Source organism: Gordonia sp. DT30, assembly GCF_049844915.1.
In the GTDB taxonomy this organism is placed as follows: Bacteria; Actinomycetota; Actinomycetes; order Mycobacteriales; family Mycobacteriaceae; genus Gordonia.
In genome coordinates this window covers 240,887-259,384 of sequence record NZ_JBNCLY010000003.1, presented here as the reverse complement: position 1 = coordinate 259,384, position 18,498 = coordinate 240,887, and the positions used below count along the sequence as shown (strand labels likewise).

The 18,498-nt window shown below is 69.0% G+C and carries 16 protein-coding genes; 11 read left to right on the top strand and 5 right to left on the bottom strand.

Translation table 11 applies throughout. The annotated features are described in order from the left end of the window. Positions 1-23 precede the first annotated feature (23 nt). The 4 genes from ACLQ3C_RS04910 to ACLQ3C_RS04895 form a co-directional block, all read right to left on the bottom strand. On the bottom strand, positions 24-710 hold the full coding sequence (locus ACLQ3C_RS04910; RefSeq protein ID WP_425703902.1) for a lysoplasmalogenase family protein: 687 nt from the start codon (positions 708-710) through the stop codon (positions 24-26). Continuing rightward, entirely contained in the window at positions 707-1,969 is a 1,263-nt protein-coding gene (locus ACLQ3C_RS04905) for an alpha/beta hydrolase family protein (protein WP_425703901.1), read from the bottom strand. The genes ACLQ3C_RS04910 and ACLQ3C_RS04905 overlap by 4 nt, the downstream gene beginning before the upstream one ends. 38 nt (positions 1,970-2,007) lie before the next feature. Next, a complete protein-coding gene (locus tag ACLQ3C_RS04900) occupies positions 2,008-2,964 on the bottom strand; it encodes a hypothetical protein (protein WP_425703900.1) in 957 nt (318 codons plus the stop codon). Between the two features lie 234 nt (positions 2,965-3,198). Continuing rightward, on the bottom strand, positions 3,199-4,044 hold the full coding sequence (locus ACLQ3C_RS04895) for a hypothetical protein (RefSeq protein WP_425703985.1): 846 nt from the start codon (positions 4,042-4,044) through the stop codon (positions 3,199-3,201). Positions 4,045-4,494: 450 nt separating this feature from the next. Here ACLQ3C_RS04895 and ACLQ3C_RS04890 point away from each other — a divergent pair, with 450 nt between their 5' ends. From ACLQ3C_RS04890 to cofG, 11 genes are all read left to right on the top strand, one after another. Continuing rightward, the gene (locus tag ACLQ3C_RS04890) at positions 4,495-5,562 is read left to right on the top strand and encodes a thiamine ABC transporter substrate-binding protein (RefSeq protein ID WP_425703899.1); all 1,068 of its coding nucleotides are present in this window, start codon (positions 4,495-4,497) and stop codon (positions 5,560-5,562) included. Then, positions 5,538-7,241, top strand: coding sequence for an ABC transporter permease (locus ACLQ3C_RS04885; RefSeq protein ID WP_425703984.1), 1,704 nt, complete (start codon positions 5,538-5,540; stop codon positions 7,239-7,241). Before ACLQ3C_RS04890 ends, ACLQ3C_RS04885 begins: the two co-directional genes overlap by 25 nt. After that, positions 7,241-8,269 (top strand): ABC transporter ATP-binding protein, encoded by a 1,029-nt coding sequence (locus ACLQ3C_RS04880; protein WP_425703898.1) that lies wholly within the window; start codon positions 7,241-7,243, stop codon positions 8,267-8,269. Before ACLQ3C_RS04885 ends, ACLQ3C_RS04880 begins: the two co-directional genes overlap by 1 nt. Continuing rightward, on the top strand, positions 8,266-8,676 hold the full coding sequence (locus ACLQ3C_RS04875; RefSeq protein WP_425703897.1) for a (deoxy)nucleoside triphosphate pyrophosphohydrolase: 411 nt from the start codon (positions 8,266-8,268) through the stop codon (positions 8,674-8,676). The genes ACLQ3C_RS04880 and ACLQ3C_RS04875 overlap by 4 nt, the downstream gene beginning before the upstream one ends. A 215-nt stretch (positions 8,677-8,891) precedes the next feature. Then, positions 8,892-10,802: a translational GTPase TypA gene (gene typA, locus ACLQ3C_RS04870; RefSeq protein WP_425703983.1), complete on the top strand. Its 1,911-nt coding sequence runs from the start codon at positions 8,892-8,894 to the stop codon at positions 10,800-10,802. Between the two features lie 54 nt (positions 10,803-10,856). Then, the gene (locus ACLQ3C_RS04865) at positions 10,857-12,794 is read left to right on the top strand and encodes an ABC transporter family substrate-binding protein (protein ID WP_425703982.1); all 1,938 of its coding nucleotides are present in this window, start codon (positions 10,857-10,859) and stop codon (positions 12,792-12,794) included. A gap of 13 nt (positions 12,795-12,807) precedes the next feature. Further along, on the top strand, positions 12,808-13,722 hold the full coding sequence (gene mshB, locus ACLQ3C_RS04860) for an N-acetyl-1-D-myo-inositol-2-amino-2-deoxy-alpha-D-glucopyranoside deacetylase (RefSeq protein ID WP_425703896.1): 915 nt from the start codon (positions 12,808-12,810) through the stop codon (positions 13,720-13,722). Continuing rightward, positions 13,719-14,096 (top strand): facilitated glucose transporter, encoded by a 378-nt coding sequence (locus ACLQ3C_RS04855; RefSeq protein ID WP_425703895.1) that lies wholly within the window; start codon positions 13,719-13,721, stop codon positions 14,094-14,096. Before mshB ends, ACLQ3C_RS04855 begins: the two co-directional genes overlap by 4 nt. Positions 14,097-14,165: 69 nt before the next feature. After that, positions 14,166-15,353, top strand: a complete 1,188-nt coding sequence (locus tag ACLQ3C_RS04850) for an FO synthase (RefSeq protein WP_425703894.1) — start codon at positions 14,166-14,168, stop codon at positions 15,351-15,353. Further along, entirely contained in the window at positions 15,350-16,861 is a 1,512-nt protein-coding gene (locus tag ACLQ3C_RS04845; RefSeq protein WP_425703893.1) for a flavin-containing monooxygenase, read from the top strand. The genes ACLQ3C_RS04850 and ACLQ3C_RS04845 overlap by 4 nt, the downstream gene beginning before the upstream one ends. A gap of 6 nt (positions 16,862-16,867) precedes the next feature. Then, the gene (gene cofG, locus ACLQ3C_RS04840) at positions 16,868-18,112 is read left to right on the top strand and encodes a 7,8-didemethyl-8-hydroxy-5-deazariboflavin synthase CofG (protein ID WP_425703892.1); all 1,245 of its coding nucleotides are present in this window, start codon (positions 16,868-16,870) and stop codon (positions 18,110-18,112) included. Here cofG and ACLQ3C_RS04835 read toward each other — a convergent pair. Continuing rightward, positions 18,083-18,484: a rhodanese-like domain-containing protein gene (locus ACLQ3C_RS04835; RefSeq protein ID WP_425703891.1), complete on the bottom strand. Its 402-nt coding sequence runs from the start codon at positions 18,482-18,484 to the stop codon at positions 18,083-18,085. The two genes, cofG and ACLQ3C_RS04835, sit on opposite strands and share 30 nt — an antisense overlap. Positions 18,485-18,498: the final 14 nt, after the last annotated feature.

The following is an 18,498-nucleotide window of genomic DNA, read 5'->3' as shown; positions in this document are numbered from 1 at the left end:
GTCGAGTCGCTCGCGGGTCGGTGTCAGCCGAGGTTCTCGACGAGCAGTGCCTGCGCGGTGAAGTAGGAGGCGAGGACCCACACCTCGGCTGCCCGTCGCAGCGCCGGATCGTGCATCAGATGGCGTCGGTTCAGGATGCTCAGATCTGAGGCGAGAAAAAGTATTCCGCTCGCGCGTAGACCTGGTTGTCCCGACGGTGCGGCGCCTGCCAGCGCCGACATCAGGGCGAGTGTGTGGCCGTAGGGGCCGAGTATCGCGAGCAGTCGGGGCCGGTGATAACCGATGACGGTTGCCGACTCGGCGAGTGCGAGCATTCGCGGCGCCAGGCCGGACGTCCCGGCTCGGGCACCACGCCGCCACAGGAGCGTGCTGTAGGAGACCTGGGCGCCGGCGAACAACGCGGCGCCCAGCGCCAGGCGAAAGTCTTTCTGCGTCAATGGGTGTGCGAGTGGAAGCCGTGTGTACCGGTCGTCCGGGCCGATCGGGGCGAACTCCTCGAGCAGCATCGCCCGGTCGCCGGCCGCCGAGCAGGCGAGCGCGGTCGCCAGCAACGCCGATTCGACCGCCGGCCGCGTACGCCATCCGCGTGCTGCATCGACGGCGAGTAGCGCGAGGGGAACCGGCTTGGTCAGCGATGCGATACGTCGTGAGCCGTAGGCGCCGGCGACCGACGCGATCGCGGCGGCGACGGTGTAGGCCGCGCGTCTCACCGCATCACCCGGGACACGAAGTCGCGGGTGTTGTCGGCGGCCAGCGATGCTGCCTGCGTCCCGTCGAGGGTCAGATACGTGCGGCCATCGACGCGGCTGTCGGCGGTCCGGGCCTCATTGATGTATTTGAGTGACAGCGGCACAACGACATCGGGGTCTTGCAATGTCTGGGTCATCAGGACCGGGCGGGTGAATCCGCGGGTCGGCAGCGTCGACGCCGACGCCAGCGTCCGGGTCAGTGCGGTGTTGTCGGCGAGTGGCCTGCTGAACAACGATCCGAGCGTGACACCGGTGACGGCGCGTGTGAGATCTCCGACGCAGAGGTTGCGCGCCTTGGCGATCCAGGAACGGCCGGTGTCGGTGAGGTATCCGCCGAGGCCGAGGTCGGGATGTGCGCTGTCGATGGCGGCGAGCGTGTAGAGCGCGTCGGAGACCCACCCGGATGGCGCGGTGATGGAGGTAGTGGGCCCGAGATCGGTGAGCAGTGTGGCGAATTCGGCGGGTATCGACGTGGCTGCGCTTCCGCGGTAGTCGAGGTTCGCGCCCTGTAGTTCGGGGGCGGTGCGCGCCAGCGCGATGGCTGCCGACCCGCCCTGACCCTCGCCGACGACCGCCCATTTGCCGGAGAGTTGATCGGAGAGATCGTGGCCGGCCCGGACCGCGTCGACGATGTTGTGTGCGGTGGTATCGACGTCGTAATACTGTGGCGTTCCGCTGGTTCCGAGACCGGTGTAGTCGGTGGTCACGACCGCGTACCCACGACCGAGCCAGGTGCGGAGCTGATCCACATCGGTGTCGGTGGGGTGCAGGGTGGGTGCGCAACCATCGGCGAGACCACGAGATCCATGCGCCCACACCACCAGCGGGTAACCGCCCGCGGGTGCCGATGGCGTCGGCAGGTACAGCGTTCCGGTACTCAGATGCCGGTCGCCGTCGGCGCCGGCACTCCAATAGGTGAACAGGTTGCCCGCCCGTGCGCCGGCGACGAGACGAGAACCGGGGAGCTGGCGGTTGGCGTACACCGAGCCGGCTTGCTGGTCTGCGGTGGGAGCCGTTGTGGTCGTAGCCGTTGTGGTCGTAGTCGTTGTGGTCGTTCCGGTGGAGGCGGTCGCGGAGTCCGCGTCCGGGCCGGCGTGAGCGACGCCGATCACCGAGCCGGTGATACCTCCGGACACCGCGAGCGCAGTGCTGAGGGCGGCGACGGTCAGCCGGGTTCTGGTGGCCACCCATCCGGGTCGGCGGCGCAGGGTGATCGTCATGGTGAGGTCGTCATCGTGTCGTCGTCATCGTGTGGTCGTCATCGTGTGGTCGTCATGGAGGTGTCGACGACGCCGACGGCGGGCAGGAAGAAGCAGGTCTGCGAGCCATTGCGGGCGGTGCCGTACACCGCGGAGAGGATGGTGCCCTTGCCGGTGTTGACCGGGGCGAGACGAATGCCCCCGAGGCCGGGTACCAGCTTGGCCAACAGGGCGCTTTGCGGACCACCCACCGGGTTGAGGTCGGCGAAGCCACCTTGCAGGGTGGTGGTGTTGAACCACGCCACCTGGATCTTCCCGTCGATGGTGTCGGCGGCGGGAACGAATGCATATCCGGTATGGCCGTCGGGGACGAGATTGATCGGCGCGAGTGGATCGATCTTGACACCGGGGATCAGCTGCAAGATCTGGTTGATGTCGCTCGTCGGTTCGCGCTTGAGTGGCCAGGGTCCGGGCGCCGCACCCGCCCCGGCGGTGACGAGACCCAACGGATTGTCGTCGGTCGGTGCGGCGCAGAACGGTGCGACCGACGGACTGAAGGTCTGAATTCCGGCCGTACGCAACAGGCTCAGCGGATCGGCATCCGCGGCCACCTGGCGTGCTCCGGCGGCCGGTGCGGTGCCGGTGGAGAGTTCGCCGAGCGGCAACTGGCCGAAGGACCCGGTGATCTGGTCGGGCGAGATCTGTCCGAGGCTGTTCTTGACGGCCTCGGCGGCCTTGAGTGCGGCCTGATCGACGCCGGCGGCCTTGAGTTTGCGGACGGCGTCGGCGAGTTCGCTGTCGAGCGGGACGGCCTCGGCTTCGAGGTTGCTCAGCAGTTCCGTCCCCGACGGCTGGTCGGTCTGGGCCGGGGGAGCGGCGTGTGCAAGGCCGGCGCCGCCGAGCGCGAGCGTCGTCGCCATCGCTGCCGCGGCGACACCTCGTCCCCAGCGTCGCGTCGTTGGGGACAGGCGCGCGGTGGGTGATGAACTCGGCGTGGGACGCGACACGGCGGACATGGGTTCTCCTCGAACGGCGGTACGGCTGCGGTCACGAGTCGGATACGACCGCTGATACTACTGTGACAGGTGATGCTGAAGTTAAAACAAAGCACGGCTGTTGTCACATCGACAAGTCGCGAGTCCGAGTTGTGACGCGGCTGCGACCGGCGAGAGACCGTCGACGATCGGGGATAGAGCGCAGACGGCGCCCCGGCCGAATGGCCGGGGCGCCGTCGCGATTGTCAGATGGGATCAGATGATCGCGGTGCCGATCGTCGGTGCGATGGTGCAGGTCATGACCTTGCCCTTGGTCTTGGTCGTGAGGTCACCGTAGATGGTCGAGATGATGCGGCCCTTGCCTGTGCGCGCGATACCGGTGAACGTGCCCGGCCCGTCCTGGGCGTTGATCCGGGCATTGCGCGTCAGTGGCTGCTGACCGGTACGCCCGTTGTCGATGTTGAGCCAGCTCACCCACAGTTTGCGTGCGGGATTGTCGACTGCCGGACCGGTGCCGAGGCTGGTGTAGACATAGCCCGCCTCGCCGACCTTGGGGCCGGGTGCCGGGGCGGCCTGCGGGCCGGCGGTGACGAGCGCGCGTCCCAGCGAGTTGCCGTTGCCGGGCATGCAGCCGAATCCGAGAGTGGGATAGAGGAACTGCTGGATGCGGGGTGCGTGGGGACCCTGCGGGATCACCGGGTCGCCGGGCTTGGCCACCCGGGTCGGCGCCTGGGCGGCCGCGAGCTGCTGGCGCCCGGGCTCACCGAGGAAGTCGGTGATCTGGCGCCAGATGTCCTTGATCTGCGGCGGCAATTGCGGATTGTCCGCCAGGGTCTGTGCCTGGTGAAGCAGATCGGCGTTGATGCGGCCGTCGGGCCCCGGTGTGGTGACCGCGCCGATGATGGCGGGTGCGAACGCGCCCAGGGAATCGAGGGTGCGCTGGTCGGGGGGCTGCTGGCGGGTGATCTGCTGGTCGGGCGACTGCTGGGTCGGGGCTGCCGGGGTGGCGGTGCTGGGGGCCGCCGAGGCGATCGCGGGGATGGCGAGCGACGTGGCGAGCGCGACGGCTGAGGCCGCGATCAGACGTCGTGATCGGCTCATCGAGACTGGCAGACGCACGAGGCGAAGTCCTATCAATGTCGGTGTGCGCCGAGATGATTCACGGCCCACGCTGGCGTTCTCTGACTCGGACGTCCCCCGACACCCGGACACACTGCGGCGTGGGCGAGTAATCGGACCCGGCGCTCGGTGAGCACACCGCGGACGTCGCGGGTCATTCTATGCCCCAAAGGTGGGGCGCTGTCCAGGCAGCCTAACGCTCCAGTGTGTTACAGAAGTGACAGTTGATGCAATTGTTATCGGCGGAAGTCGCGATGCCGGGTCGTCGGCCGGGGAATCACCTGGTTAGATCAACGCGAGTGCCGTCGGGCCGATTGTTGCGCCCGGTCCGGGCCGAAACCGGTACGGACCGCTGGGCGTGTCCCGGGGGGAACCCGGTCGCGCGCCGGGACTCAAGTGTCCATCGAGAACCGACATCGTCCAGGGAGCCCCGTGAGCACCAAGTCGTTCGTACGCAGGCCCGTTCGTCCCGTGGCCGCCACGCTTCGGCGGCTGTCGATCGCGGCCCTCGCCCTGGCCGCCGGGGCGACGGTGCTCACCGCGTGCGGCGAGGACTCCGCGTCGTCGGCCGAGATCACGATGCTCACACACGACTCGTTCAGCCTGCCGCAGTCGGTACTCGACAAGTTCCGCACCGACACCGGGCTGACGCTGAAGATCGTGAAGTCCGGTGACGCGGGCGCTCTCGCGTCCACGGTGTCGCTGACGCCGGGCTCACCGAAGGCCGATGTCGTCTACGGCATCGACAACACCTTCGCCTCACGGCCGATCGATGCCGGAGCGCTCACCCCCTACGATCCGCCCGCAGCCGCCGACGGTGCCGCACAGTTCGCCGTGCCCGACTCGAACCACGAACTCACCGCCGTCGACCGCGGCGACGTCTGCCTCAACATCGACAACAAGTGGTTCACCAGCCACCACCAGCAACCGCCGACGAGCGTGCGCGACCTGCGCAACCCGGCGTATGCCGCGCAGACGGCACTGATCGACCCGGGCACGTCCTCGCCCGGTATGGCGTTCCTGCTCGCCACGATCGGCATGTTCGGCAACGACTGGAAGTCCTACTGGCAGGCCGTCAACGCCGGCGGGGCAAGCATCGTGTCCGGCTGGGAGATCGCCTACAACCAGCTCTTCAGCGCTGGAGAAGGCAAGGGTCCCAAGCCGATCGTGCTGTCCTATGCGTCCTCGCCCGCCGCCACACCGGGCACCAGCGCACTGCTCGACGGATGTTTCCGGCAGGTCGAATACGTCGGAATCCTCAAGGGCACCAAGAACGAGAGCGGTGCGCGCAAGGCCGTCGATTTCATGCTGAGTCCGGACGTGCAGCGGGCGTTGCCGTCGTCGATGTACGTCTACCCGGTCCAGAAGAACACGCCACTGCCCGACGGCTGGGCGCAACAGGCGCCGCTGCCGCAGTGGACGGTCAGCATGCCGCCGAAATACATTGCCGACAACCGGGAGTCGTGGCTCGAACAGTGGCGCGCCGCGGTCGGTCGTTGATCGAATCGGCGACCGAACCCGGCACACCGCACAGCGGGGCAATCGAATCCAGGAATTCCGGCGGCCACGCGATCCCGACGCGCATCGCGACGACGGTGCGCAATGCCGTTCCGCTGCTGTTCCTCGGGATCTTCTTCCTGTGGCCGGTGGCGGCGCTGGTGCGCCGGGCGGTCGCCGTCAACTCCGCGGGCGACTCGGTGTTCACGTTGCTGGCGCGGACGCATGCGCTGCACCTGCTCGCTGTCACGCTGGGGCAGGCCGGTGCGTCCACCTTGGTGGCGTTGATCGTCGCCGCGCCGATCGTGTGGCTCTACGCCCGTCTGCCAGGTACGGGATCGGTGGTGCTGACGGTGATCGTGACCGTGCCGTTCGTATTGCCGAGCGTGGTCGTGGGAGTCGCCTTCCGCGCGTTGCTGAATGGGCCGCTCGCCGGTCTGGGGATGGGGAGCGGCTGGCCCGCGGTGCTCGCCGCGCACGCATTCCTCAACGTCGCGGTGGTGGTGCGGGTCGTCGGTGCGGCCTGGCGTTCGCAGGACACCCGTGCCGAGGAGGCGGCTCGAGCGCTCGGGGCCACCCGTACGCGCGCCTGGTTCTCGGTGGTGCTGCCGCGGCTGGTACCCGCGATCGGCGGCGCGGCCGCTCTGGTGTTCCTGTTCTGCTCCACCAGTTTCGGGGTGATCATCATCTTGGGCGGTGGCACCTTGCGAACGCTGGAAACCGAGATCTACACACAGGCCATCGGGTACTTCCGCATCCCCGAAGCGGTGATGCTGTCGCTGTTGCAGATCGTCGTGGTGGTCGCGGTGCTGTTGTGTACCAGGATCTTTGCCGGCCCGGCCGGGGCCCCGGGGACCGCGGGGGCGGGTCGGACGCCCGCGGCGGTGACGGGGCCGACGTGGATTCCGGTCGCCGCCGCCTGGGCCTGGAGCCTGCTGGTCCTCCTCGGGCCGATCGTCGTGCTGGCGCTGCGGTCGGTGCGCCCGAGTGCCGGCGGTGCATGGACGTTCGCCGGATACCGGGCCTTGGCCGAGCCCGTGAACGGGGTGACACCGCTTGCGACGCTGCGCTATTCGCTGACCAGCGCAGTGCTGGCGATGGTGATCGCTCTCGCGGTGGGTGTACTCGCGGCCATCGCCCTGCACCGATCGCACGGTGTCGCCGGTGCCCTGGGCAACCTGATCGCGATGGTCCCCCTCGGCATCAGTGCGGTCACCCTGGGCTTCGGCTACCTGATCGTGCTCGCCGCCCTGCCCGCCGAGGTCGCCGCATCGCCGGTGGTGATCCCGTGTGTGCAGGCGCTGATCGCCGTTCCCGTCGTCATCCGGATCGTCCTGCCCGCGCTGGAATCGGTGCCCGGCAGGCTACGGGAGGCGGCCGCGGTGCTCGGCGCCGGTCCGCTACGGGTCTTTTGTACCGTCGACATGCCGCTGATCGGCAGATCTGTGGGTGCCGCAGGCGGATTCGCCTTTGTCATGGCGCTCGGTGAATTCGGTGCGACCAGCTTCCTGGCCCGTGCCGACACCACCACGCTGCCGGTGCTGATCGGTTCGGCGTTGAACCGTCCGGGGGCCACCGAGCTGGCCACCGCGATGGCGGCATCGACCCTGCTGGTCATCATCACCTCGCTCGCCGTGCTGGCGGTCGAGGTCGTCCGGCCACGCTCGGGGACACTGATCTGATGCTGGAGATCGAGCACATGAGCGTCGGCTACGGAACAGAGACCGTGATCGGTGACCTCAACTGGTCTGCGGGAGGCCAGGATTCGCTCGTCACGGCTCTTCTCGGGCCCTCCGGGTGCGGCAAGTCCACGCTGATCCGTGCGGTCGCCGGACTGCAACGCCCGGGCGCCGGCCGAATCCGCTTCGACGGAGCCGACCTCGCCGACGTGCCCGCCCATCGCCGCGACTTCGGCGTGGTGTTCCAGGACGGCCAGCTCTTCCCGGGCCGAACCGTGGCCGCCAACATTGCCTACGGGCTCCGGGTGCACCGATGGTCCCGATCCGACATGGCGGATCGCATCGGCGAGATGCTCGAGCTGGTGCGGCTGCCCGATACGTCGAAGCGGCGCGTCGAGGAACTCTCCGGTGGCCAGGCGCAGCGCGTCGCCCTCGCGCGGGCCCTGGCGCCCCGGCCCCGGTTGTTGCTGCTCGACGAGCCGCTGGCGGCACTGGATCGTCGACTGCGCGACAGTCTGGCCGTCGAGATCGCCGAGATCGTGCGGGCCGCACGGATTCCGACGATCGTCGTCACCCATGATCATGGCGAGGCGGCGTTGATGGCCGACTCCATCGCGGTGATGCGTGCCGGTGAGATCGTGCAGACCGCCCGGCCTGCCCAGCTGTGGCGGACGCCGACCGACGAGTGGACAGCGCGATTCTTGGGCTGTAGCAGCATCATCGACGCCCGCCGCACCGGATCGGGGCGCGCCGATACCGAATTCGGGCCGGTCGCCGTCGAGCTGTCCGGATCGACGGGACGGCTCGGACTGCGCGCCGAGTCGGTTCATGCCACACCGGTACCCGTGGGCGAAACCGGTAGCGGGGCAACGGGTACCGCGTTGGTGGTCGCGGATCTGCCGGGTGGGCCGCGCGTGCGCGTGGCCACCGGCCTCGGCGAGGTCGACGCGGTGGCCGCGGTGCCCGTGGCCGTCGGTGACCGGCTGGCCCTGACATTGGTGCCGGAACGGGTTGCGGTGGTGGGGAAGTGAGCAGGCGGCACGTGCTTGCCGGCGCCATCGTCGACGACACCGGTACCCGGCTGCTGCTGGCGCAGCGTGCGCGGCCGGCGGAACTGGCCGGACTGTGGGAGCTGCCGGGCGGCAAGGCCGAACCGGGGGAGCGCGACGACGAGGCGCTTCGGCGCGAACTCGCCGAGGAACTGGCCATCGACGTCGCCGTCGGTGAGCCGCTGCGGCAACACGTCGTGCTGAACGACGAGCTCGTGCTGATTGCCCGCTGGGTGCGGGTGGTCGGCGGCGCGCCGCTGGCCCGCGAACACCGCGCCCTGCGGTGGGTCGACGCGAAGGCACTCACATCGATGGGCGAGCGCGGTGAACTCGTGCCCGCCGACACCGCGTGGATACCCGAACTGGCTGCCGGTTTGGGCGGCGTCTGATCCCGCGGCGTCAGCCCCTGGCCGCGGCGCGATAGAGCGTCGATGGAAGACTCACAGTGGCTCGAGCTCGCCGCGACCTGGCGTTTTCGCCGATTGCGCCCGCTGTGATCGCGGTCTCTCCCAATGAACCGATACTCTGTTATGCGTCGTCAGTCTGTCGGCGTCGCCGTCGTGCGTGCGCCGAGCGACCGTCCCCGTACATGAAAGAGATCTCAGTGAGCGCTGCTCCCAACTTCCGAAACGTCGCGATCGTCGCGCACGTCGATCACGGCAAGACCACGCTGGTCGATGCGATGCTCCGACAGTCCGGGGTGTTCGGCGAGCGCGCCGAGCTCGTCGACCGTGTCATGGACTCCGGTGATCTGGAGCGCGAAAAGGGCATCACCATCCTCGCGAAGAACACCGCCGTGCACCGTCGCCAGCCCGACGGCACCGAGGTGGTCATCAACGTCATCGACACCCCGGGCCACGCCGATTTCGGTGGCGAGGTCGAGCGCGGGTTGTCGATGGTCGACGGTGTGGTGCTGCTCGTCGACGCCTCCGAGGGGCCGCTGCCGCAGACCCGGTTCGTGCTCCGCAAGGCGCTGTCGGCGTCGCTGCCGGTGATCCTGGTCGTCAACAAGACCGACCGCCCCGACGCCCGCATCGCCGAGGTGGTCGAGGAAACCCACGACCTGCTGCTCGACCTGGCCTCCGACCTCGACGAGCAGGCCGCCTCGGCCGCCGAGCTCGTACTCGATCTGCCGGTCCTCTACGCCTCGGGCCGCGCCGGGATCGCCAGCACCGAACAACCTGCCAACGGCGAGGTCCCGGCCGGGGAGAACCTCGATCCCTTCTTCGACGTCCTCCTCGAGTACGTCCCGGCGCCCAAGGGTGATCCCGACGCCCCGCTGCAGGCCCACGTCACCAACCTCGATGCCTCACCGTTCCTCGGCAGGCTGGGACTGGTGCGCATCCACAACGGCACCCTCAAGAAGGGGCAGACCGTCGCCTGGTGCCGCGAGGTGGACGGCGAGGCCGTCGTCGAGCGGGCCAAGATCACCGAACTGCTGGCCACCGTCGGTGTCGATCGCACCCCGGCCGAGTCGGCAGTCGCCGGCGACATCGTCGCGATCGCGGGTATCCCGGAGATCATGATCGGCGATACCCTCGCCGATTCCGAGAATCCGGTGCCGTTGCCGCGCATCACGGTCGACGAGCCCGCCATCGCGGTGATCATCGGTACCAACACCTCGCCGCTGGCCGGCCGGGTCAAGGGACACAAGCTGACCTCGCGCATGGTCAAGGACCGCCTCGATTCCGAGCTGATCGGCAACGTCTCGCTGCGCGTCGTCGACATCAACCGACCCGACGCCTGGGAGGTGCAGGGACGTGGTGAGCTCGCGCTGGCCATCCTCGTCGAGCAGATGCGCCGCGAGGGCTTCGAGCTGACCGTCGGCAAGCCGCAGGTGGTCACCCGCAAGGTCGACGGCAAGGTGCACGAGCCGTTCGAGCACCTCACCATCGACGTCCCCGAGGAGTACCTCGGCGCGGTCACCCAGCTGCTGGCCGCCCGTAAGGGCCGGATGGATCAGATGAACAACCACGGCTCGGCCTGGGTGCGGATGGAGTTCACCGTGCCCTCGCGTGGCCTCATCGGTTTCCGCACCGACTTCCTCACCGAGACCCGCGGTACCGGCATCGCCAACGCGGTCTTCGACGGCTACGCGCCCTGGGCCGGCGAGATCCGCGCCCGACACACCGGGTCGCTGGTCAGCGACCGCGCAGGCACGGTGACGCCGTTCGCGATGATCCAGCTCGCCGACCGCGGCACCTTCTTCGTCAACCCGGGTGATGACACCTATGAGGGACACGTCGTCGGCATCAACCCGCGCGCCGAGGATCTCGACATCAACGCGACCCGCGAGAAGAAGCTCACCAACATGCGCCAGTCGTCGGCGGACGTGATGGAGACCCTCGCCAAGCCGATGCATCTCGAGCTCGAGGGCGCAATGGAGTTCTGCGCCGCCGACGAATGTGTCGAGGCGACACCGGAGGTGGTGCGGGTGCGTAAGGTGCATCTCGATGCGTCCACCCGGGCCCGGGAGCGTTCCCGTGCGAAGACGCGGGATGCCGCTGCGGGCTGATCCCGTAGAGGGTAACGGTCGGGGTGAGCGATGGCGGGGGTGAGTGGGTACGTGATGGAAGAGGGATGTGGGCGCGCGGCGCGGCACCGGGTGGTGCGTTCGACGGTGCGGCCGCTGCTGCTCGGGATGGCGGTGCTGATCACCGTTCTCGGGGTGGCCGCCTGCACCGCCGATCCGCCGCCGCCCGTCCGGGACACCGCGACCCCGCAGACCGCGACCGAATATCCGGATGGGAAGACGATCTACGTCGCCACCGACTCGATCGGGACCGGGTTCAACCCGCATCTGGGCGCCGACCAGAATCCGGTGACCACCGCGATCGCGGCGATGACGCTGCCCAGTGCCTTCCTGCCCGTTCAGACCCCCGACGGCGTCCGATGGCACCGCAACGACGCGCTGGTGACCTCCGCCGAGGTCACCTCCACCCAGCCGTTCACCGTCACCTACCACATCCACACCAACGCCCAATGGTCCGACGGGCTCCCGGTCACCGGGGACGATTTCAACTATCTGTGGCAGCAGATGTCGCGCCAGCCGAATGTGGTGGCACCGGCCGGCTACCGGCTGATCGACTCGGTGACCTCCAGCGCCGGCAGCAAGGTCGTCGAGGTGCGTTTCGCCCAGCCCTATCCGCAGTGGCGCGAACTGTTCACCAACCTGCTTCCCAGTCACGTCCTGCGGGGTACCCCGGCTGGATTTCAGACCGGAATGGACTCGGGAAAGCCGGTGTCGGCCGGACCATTTCAGATCTTCTCCCTCGATCCGACCCGCGACGAGGTGCGGCTGATCCGCAACGACCGCTACTGGATGACGCCGTCGAAACTCGATCAGGTGGTGCTGCGCCGCGCAGGTACCGACTCGCAGATGGTCGACTCGATCCGGTCGGGTGGCTCGGCGCTGGCGACCGTGGGTGCCGGGCCGGCGACCGCGGCCGAACTCACCGCGGTGCCCGGCCTGACCGGTCAGCGCAGTCCCACCTCGCGGGCGTTGACGATCAGTGTGAACGCGCGCACCCCGGTGATGAACCGGGTCGAGGTGCGCCGCGCCGTCCTCGGCATGATCGACACCAACCTCGCGTCGCTGGCCGGTGCGGGTGAGGGAGTGATCCAGCAGTACGCCAACACGGTGTACGCGCCGTCTGATCCGGGCTATTTCCCGGTGAATCGACCGCGCCCGTCGTCGCAGGCGATCGACGACCTGCTCGCGTCGGCCGGTTACCGGCGGGGCGCACCGGCATCTGGTCCGCCGGCATCTGGTCCGCCGGCATCGGGTACCGAGACATCGACCGGGTCCGCCGCGCCGAGTACGACGGCGTCGCGTCCGAGCGACTCGTCGAGTCCGGGCGGTTCCCCGTCATCGGCGGCGCCGAGCGTCGCACCCGTGCCAGATGGCGTCATCCCGTACGGGCAGGATGGGCACGACCTGGTGGTCCGCGTCGGGGCGATCAGCGGTGATCCGCGCTCGACGTCGGCGGCCGCCAACATCGTCGACCAGCTGCGGTCGGCCGGGGTGCGGGCGGGAGTGGTGTCGTTGCCCAACAGCGATCTCTACGGGGTCGCACTGACCGACTCGCGTGTCGATCTGGTCGTCGGATGGACCGGACTCGGGGTACCGCCGGAGGCCGCGCTCGCCTCACAGGTCGACTGTGATCAACCGAAACCCGGCACCGCGCCATCGTTGTCGACCCCCCCGACGCCGACCAGCGTCGCGCCCGGGCAGGATGCGTCGGGCGCGACCACCGTCTACGCCAGCAACACCTCAGGAGTCTGTGATCCGGCACTGATCACACTGGCCCGCCAGGCGCTCTCGGCCGACGACCCGGCCCCGATGCTCGCCGAGGCCGAGCCGCTGCTGGCCGGAGCGGCGATCTATCTGCCGCTCTACCAGGACAGCATGCTCGTCGGGGTGACCCGTGCGGTGACCGGCGTCCCGCTGGCCGGCCCGATCCAGACATCCATCTACGGCACCGCAGCAACGTGGGATCTGAAATGAGCTGGGATCTGACATGACGACACCCGGCCGGCGATTGCTGTTGCTGCACGCCCACCCCGACGACGAGACCATCATGACCGGCGGCACGATCGCCCGGTATCTCGCCGAAGGCGTCGACGTGCGGGTGCTCACCTTCACCCTCGGCGAAGAGGGGGAGGTGATCGGCGACGAGTGGGCGCAGTTGGCCGCCGACGGCGGGGCCGACCAACTCGGCGGCTACCGCATCCATGAACTCACCAGCGCACTCGCCGCGCTCACGCCGCCGGGCCGCGCACCGCTGCGACCCCGCTTCCTCGGTGGTGCCGGCCGGTGGCGGGACTCCGGGATGGCCGGCACGCCCTCGGCCGAGCATCCGCGGGCGCTCGCCCAGGGCCCGTTCGATGCGGTGGTCGGCGCCCTCGTCGACGAGATCGTCGATTTCGATCCGCAGGTCGTGGTCACCTACGACTCCGCCGGGACCTACGGACACCCCGACCACATGATGGTCCACGAGGCGTCGATGGCGGCGCTGCCCATCGCGACGCGGCGCACCGGCACCGATTACCTCGTCTACGAGTCGGTGACCGAGGACAGCGCGTTGCGCGCCGGTCTCCGCGCGGCGGCCGAGCGGGTCCCGGACGGCTGGCGGCTGCCCCGCGACGGCGAACTGCCCAGCTATCCCGATGGGCAGGTCACCACCGAACTCGATGTCAGCGCAGTCTATGAACGCAAGGTCGACGCGTTGGCCGCGCACGCGACGCAGGTGACGGTGTCGCCGTCGCGGACCGACTACGCGCTGTCGAACACCATCGCCCAGCCGATCCTGGCGACGGAGTACTTCATCTTGCGCCGCCTGGACAGCCCGAGTAGCCCGGACGCCGGGCGCCGCGGCACCGATCTGTTCCGGCCGGACGGCGTGATCACCGACGTCACGCAGGCACACCCGTGACACGCTGGTTCGACCGCCTGATGCTGGCGCTACTCGTCGTCGACGGGTTCGTCGTCGGGCTGATGTCGGTGGGATTCTGCTACCTGCGATGGTGGGGGCAGCCGATCCCGGTCGTGGCCGTCCTCGCCGGATTGGTCAACGTGGCGCTGCTCTGGCTCGCGTCGCGAACCACCGACTCGCCCGTGCGGTTCGCACCCTTGGCGGCATGGGTGCTGGTGCTGCTCATCGCGGCGTTCACCGGTCCGGGTGGCGACACCGCCCTCTATCTGGGCGGCACCACGATTCCGGCCACCGGGATGCTGGTCCTGTTCGGCCTCGGGATTCCGGTGGCGGTGATCTGGTCGGGCCGCCTGCCACGGCCCGACCGGACATAGGTCGTCCTCGGCGTCGGGCGACACTCGAGCCCGACCGGGCAGGAATGCCGCGACGGTTACAGTGTGAACATGGTTTTGCGCGCGTGGGCGGTCGAGCACCGAGCCCCCGTCGAGCAGGTCGCCGCGGCGCTGGAGCGGGTCGGCGGGTGGTTCTCCGATCGCACGCCTATCGACGGTGCCGCACCGGATCCCGTCACCGCACCGACTCTCACCACCGCACCGACTCTCACCGATGACGAGTGGGTGGCGCTGCTCGGCGCCGACGGCGAGCAACTCGAGGAGCTGTGCGCGCACGCCGACGCCGCCCGGCGCGCCGTCACCGATCCGGACGCCCTGACGTTCGTCGTGAACCGGAACCTCGACACCGCCGTCGCGGCCGGCCTCACCGGGCGGCCGCGGCTCGAGGACCTCGTCGTCGAGGCCCACGACCTCGGCGCCACGGAGATCTGCATGCAGGGCCCGCTGCCCGCCGATGCCCCCGCCGACGGCTATCTGCGGCTCATCGAACGGATCGCCGCCGCTGCACCGGTGCATCTGCACGCGTTGCGGCCGCCGGAGATCCGCGATGCGGCGTCCCGGATGGGGATCGGCATCGACCAATTCCTGCAGCGCGCACGATCGGCGGGACTCGGGTCCGTGCCGGGCACCGCGGCGCAAGTCCTCGATGACGAGGTCCGTCGTGTGTTGGCTCCGCCGGGCGTACCGGCCGCTGCCGACCAGTGGATCGAGGTCATCGAGGCGGCGCACGCGGCGGGACTGTTTTCCACGGCCACGTTGTTGTACGGGCATGTCGAAACTCCCGCCCACCAGGTGGCTCATCTGCGCAGGCTGTGCGAGATCCAGTCGCGTACCGGCGGCTTCAGTGAGCTCATCCTGATGCCGATGGTCGCCGACAACACGCCGCCGCACCTGCGATCGCATGCGGTGCGCACGGCGTCGCCGCGCGAATCCCGCGCGGTGCACGCCGTGGCCCGGCTGCTCACACTCGGCGCGTTCGACCATGTCCAGGTCGCGTGGACGAAACTCGATCCCGACGTCGTCGACGACGTGCTGCTCGGCGGCGTCGACGATATCGGCGGCATGCTGCTCGATGGTGAGCTGTTGCCAACGGCCGGGGCGGAGGCCGGACGGGTGCTGGACCCGGCGGCCCTCACCGGCTTCGCCGAGCGGGCCGGGCGGGTACCTCGCCGCCGCACCACCGCCTATCGGCAACCCGACGCCGGGCAGTTGCTTCGCCTCGACCGGGTAGGCCGGTGACCGGGTCCGTCACCTCCATCGACGTCGCCATCGTTGGGGCGGGGTTCGCCGGGCTGGGCATGGCCACCCAGCTGGCGCGGCGGGGACGTGAATCCTTTGTGGTACTCGAACGCGCCGGTGCGGTCGGCGGCACCTGGCGTGACAACATCTATCCCGGCATCGCCTGTGACATCCCGGGACACCTCTATTCGTTTTCCTTCCGGCCCCCGGCCGATTGGTCGGCGATCTATCCCGGCGGGGCGGAGATCCGCGAGTACCTCGAGCAGACCGTCCGCGACGAGGGGCTCGATCCGCACATCCGGCTCGATTGTGAACTCATGTCGGCCACCTGGGATGCGGTGGCGGCGCGCTGGCACCTGACGACCGTCGGCGCGGCGGGTCCCGCAACGCTGAGCGCACGGGTGCTGCTGCTCGCGGTGGGCCGGCTGTCGGAACCGAAGGTCCCCGCCATCGAGGGGCTCGACTCGTTTCCCGGGCCGGTGGTGCACACCGCGCAATGGGATCCCGATCTCGAGGTGACGGACAAGCGCGTCGGTGTCGTCGGCACCGGGGCATCGGCGATCCAGATCGTCCCGCATATGGCACACGATGCCGCCGAGCTCGTGGTCTTCAGCCGGACACCGCCCTACATCGTCCCGCGTGCGGATCGCCTGCTCGACGCCGAGGAGCGGGCCTCGCTCGTCGACCCGGCGACGGCCGCAGCTCACCGCGACGAGTTACTGCGCAACGCGGACAACGCTTTTGCCCAACGACTGCGGCACCACCCCGACATCACCGAGATCCGCGGCCGCGCTCTCGGACATCTGCAGAGCCAGATCCCCGACCCGGTATTGCGCGCCGAACTCTTGCCCGACTACGAGATCGGTTGCAAGCGCATCCTTCTCAGCGATGACTTCTATCCCGCACTCCTGCGCGAGAACGTGGTCTTCGAGCCCAGTGCGCTGGAATCGGTGGTCGAAACCAAGGCCCGGGCGGCCAGTGGCCGCAGCTACGACCTCGACATCGTGGTGATGGCAACGGGTTTCGAGGCCGCCCGCCCGCCGGTGGCCTCGCGCGTGCGTGGTCGCGACGGGGAGGTCCTCGCCGAGCACTGGCGCAACGGCATGGTGTCCTATGCGTCCACGGTGGTCGCCGGATTCCCCAACATGTTCGTGCTCGACGGCCCCAATGCGGCACTCGGCCACAACTCGGCGATCTACATGATCGAGACTCAACTCGACTACGTCGTCGGCGCTCTCGACCATATGGCACGGCAGACCGTCAGGTCGCTGGAGGTGACCGCGGCGGCCGAACGCGCCTACACCCGCGAGATCGACGACCGCAGTGCCGAGACGGTGTGGCTGACCGGTTGCGGCAGTTGGTATGTCGATCCCGGCAGCGGGCGCCTGACATTGCTGTGGCCGGGTACCGCGGTGTCATTCCGGGAACGCAACGGTAGATTCGAACCAGCGCCATACGTCACAGGGCCGTCCGTCACCGAGCCGTCCGTCATCGAGCTAGGGGAGTGAGGATCAATGCAGCAGTCGGCACAGACCGCAGCACTCGCCGCCGCGGCACAGCAAGACCCACCCGACGTCGAGGTGGTGCGCACGCTGCTGTCGTCTTCGGGCGCGGAACTTCAAGCGTTGCAAGAGGTTGCGGCCGGACTGCGCGACGAGGGGCTGGCCGCGACAGGGCGCGCCGGGCAGGTCACCTACTCCCGCAAGGTGTTCATCCCCCTGACCAAACTCTGCCGGGATCGGTGTCACTACTGCACCTTCGTCACGGTGCCGGGCAAACTCGCCCGCGCCGGGCAGGGCATGTTTCTCGAGCTCGGCGAGGTCGTCGACATCGCCCGCAGAGGTGCCGAACTCGGTTGCAAGGAGGCATTGTTCACTCTCGGTGACCGGCCCGAGGACCGGTGGCCACAGGCCGCCGAGTGGCTCGCCGAGCGTGGCTACACCTCCACGCTGGACTATGTGCGTGCGGCCGCGGTGGCGGTACTCACCGAGACCGGCCTGCTGCCGCACCTGAATCCGGGCGTGATGAGCGCCGAGGAGATGGCGACCCTGCGGCCTGTCGCACCGTCGATGGGGATGATGCTCGAGACCACGTCGCGACGGCTGTTCACCGAGAAGGGTATGCCGCACTACGGCAGTCCGGACAAGGATCCGCTGGTGCGGCTGCAGGTGCTGCGCGACGCCGGCGACGTCGGAATCCCGTTCACCACCGGCATTTTGGTGGGAATCGGAGAGGATCTCACCGAGCGGGCCGAATCGCTACTCGCGATGGCCGAGATCGCCCGTGCCGGCGGACACATCCAGGAGGTCATCATCCAGAACTTCCGGGCCAAGCCGGACACCGCGATGCGCGGCACGCCCGATGCGGAGATGACCGAATTCCTCGCGACGGTGGCGACCGCCCGCGTGGTCTTCGGAGCGCACATGCGTATTCAGGCACCGCCGAATCTGGTGTCGGCGGCCGAGTGTGCCGCGCTGATCGCCTCCGGCGTCGACGACTGGGGCGGTGTGTCACCGCTGACGCCCGATCACGTGAATCCCGAACGTCCGTGGCCGAATCTGGACGCCCTCGCCGAGATCACCGCCGACTGCGGATTCACGCTGACCGAACGTCTGACCGCGCAGCCGCCCTATATCCGCGGCGCGTCGAGGTGGATCGATCCTGCGCTGGCCGAACATGTTGGCGCACTGAGTAATCCGGTCAGCGGGTTGGCTGCCGACCGGATTCCGTCACCGCACCCCTGGCCGGCCCTCGCCTGATCGCGCGGCGCGCACCTGCGCCAGCGCCTCGAATCCGCCGACGACATCGGTGGCCCGGTGCAGACCGAGTTGCTGCAGCGACGCCGCGGCGAGGCTCGAGGTGTAGCCCTGCGAGCACAGGATGATCCAGCGCACGTCGTGATCGGTCGCCTCGTCGAGGTGCGCGTCACCGGCCGGGTCGCACCGCCACTCGAGCACGTTCCGCTCGATGACGAGGGCCTCGGGTACCTCGCCCTCGGCGGCGCGCTGCGCGGCCGGGCGGATGTCGACGAGGACGGCTCCGGCCGCGAGTTCGGCGTCGACCTGTGCCGCGGGCAGGCGCCGGAGGGATCTGCGTGCCGCGGACAGCATGTCGTCGATGGTCATCGGCATGAGTTCACGATAGA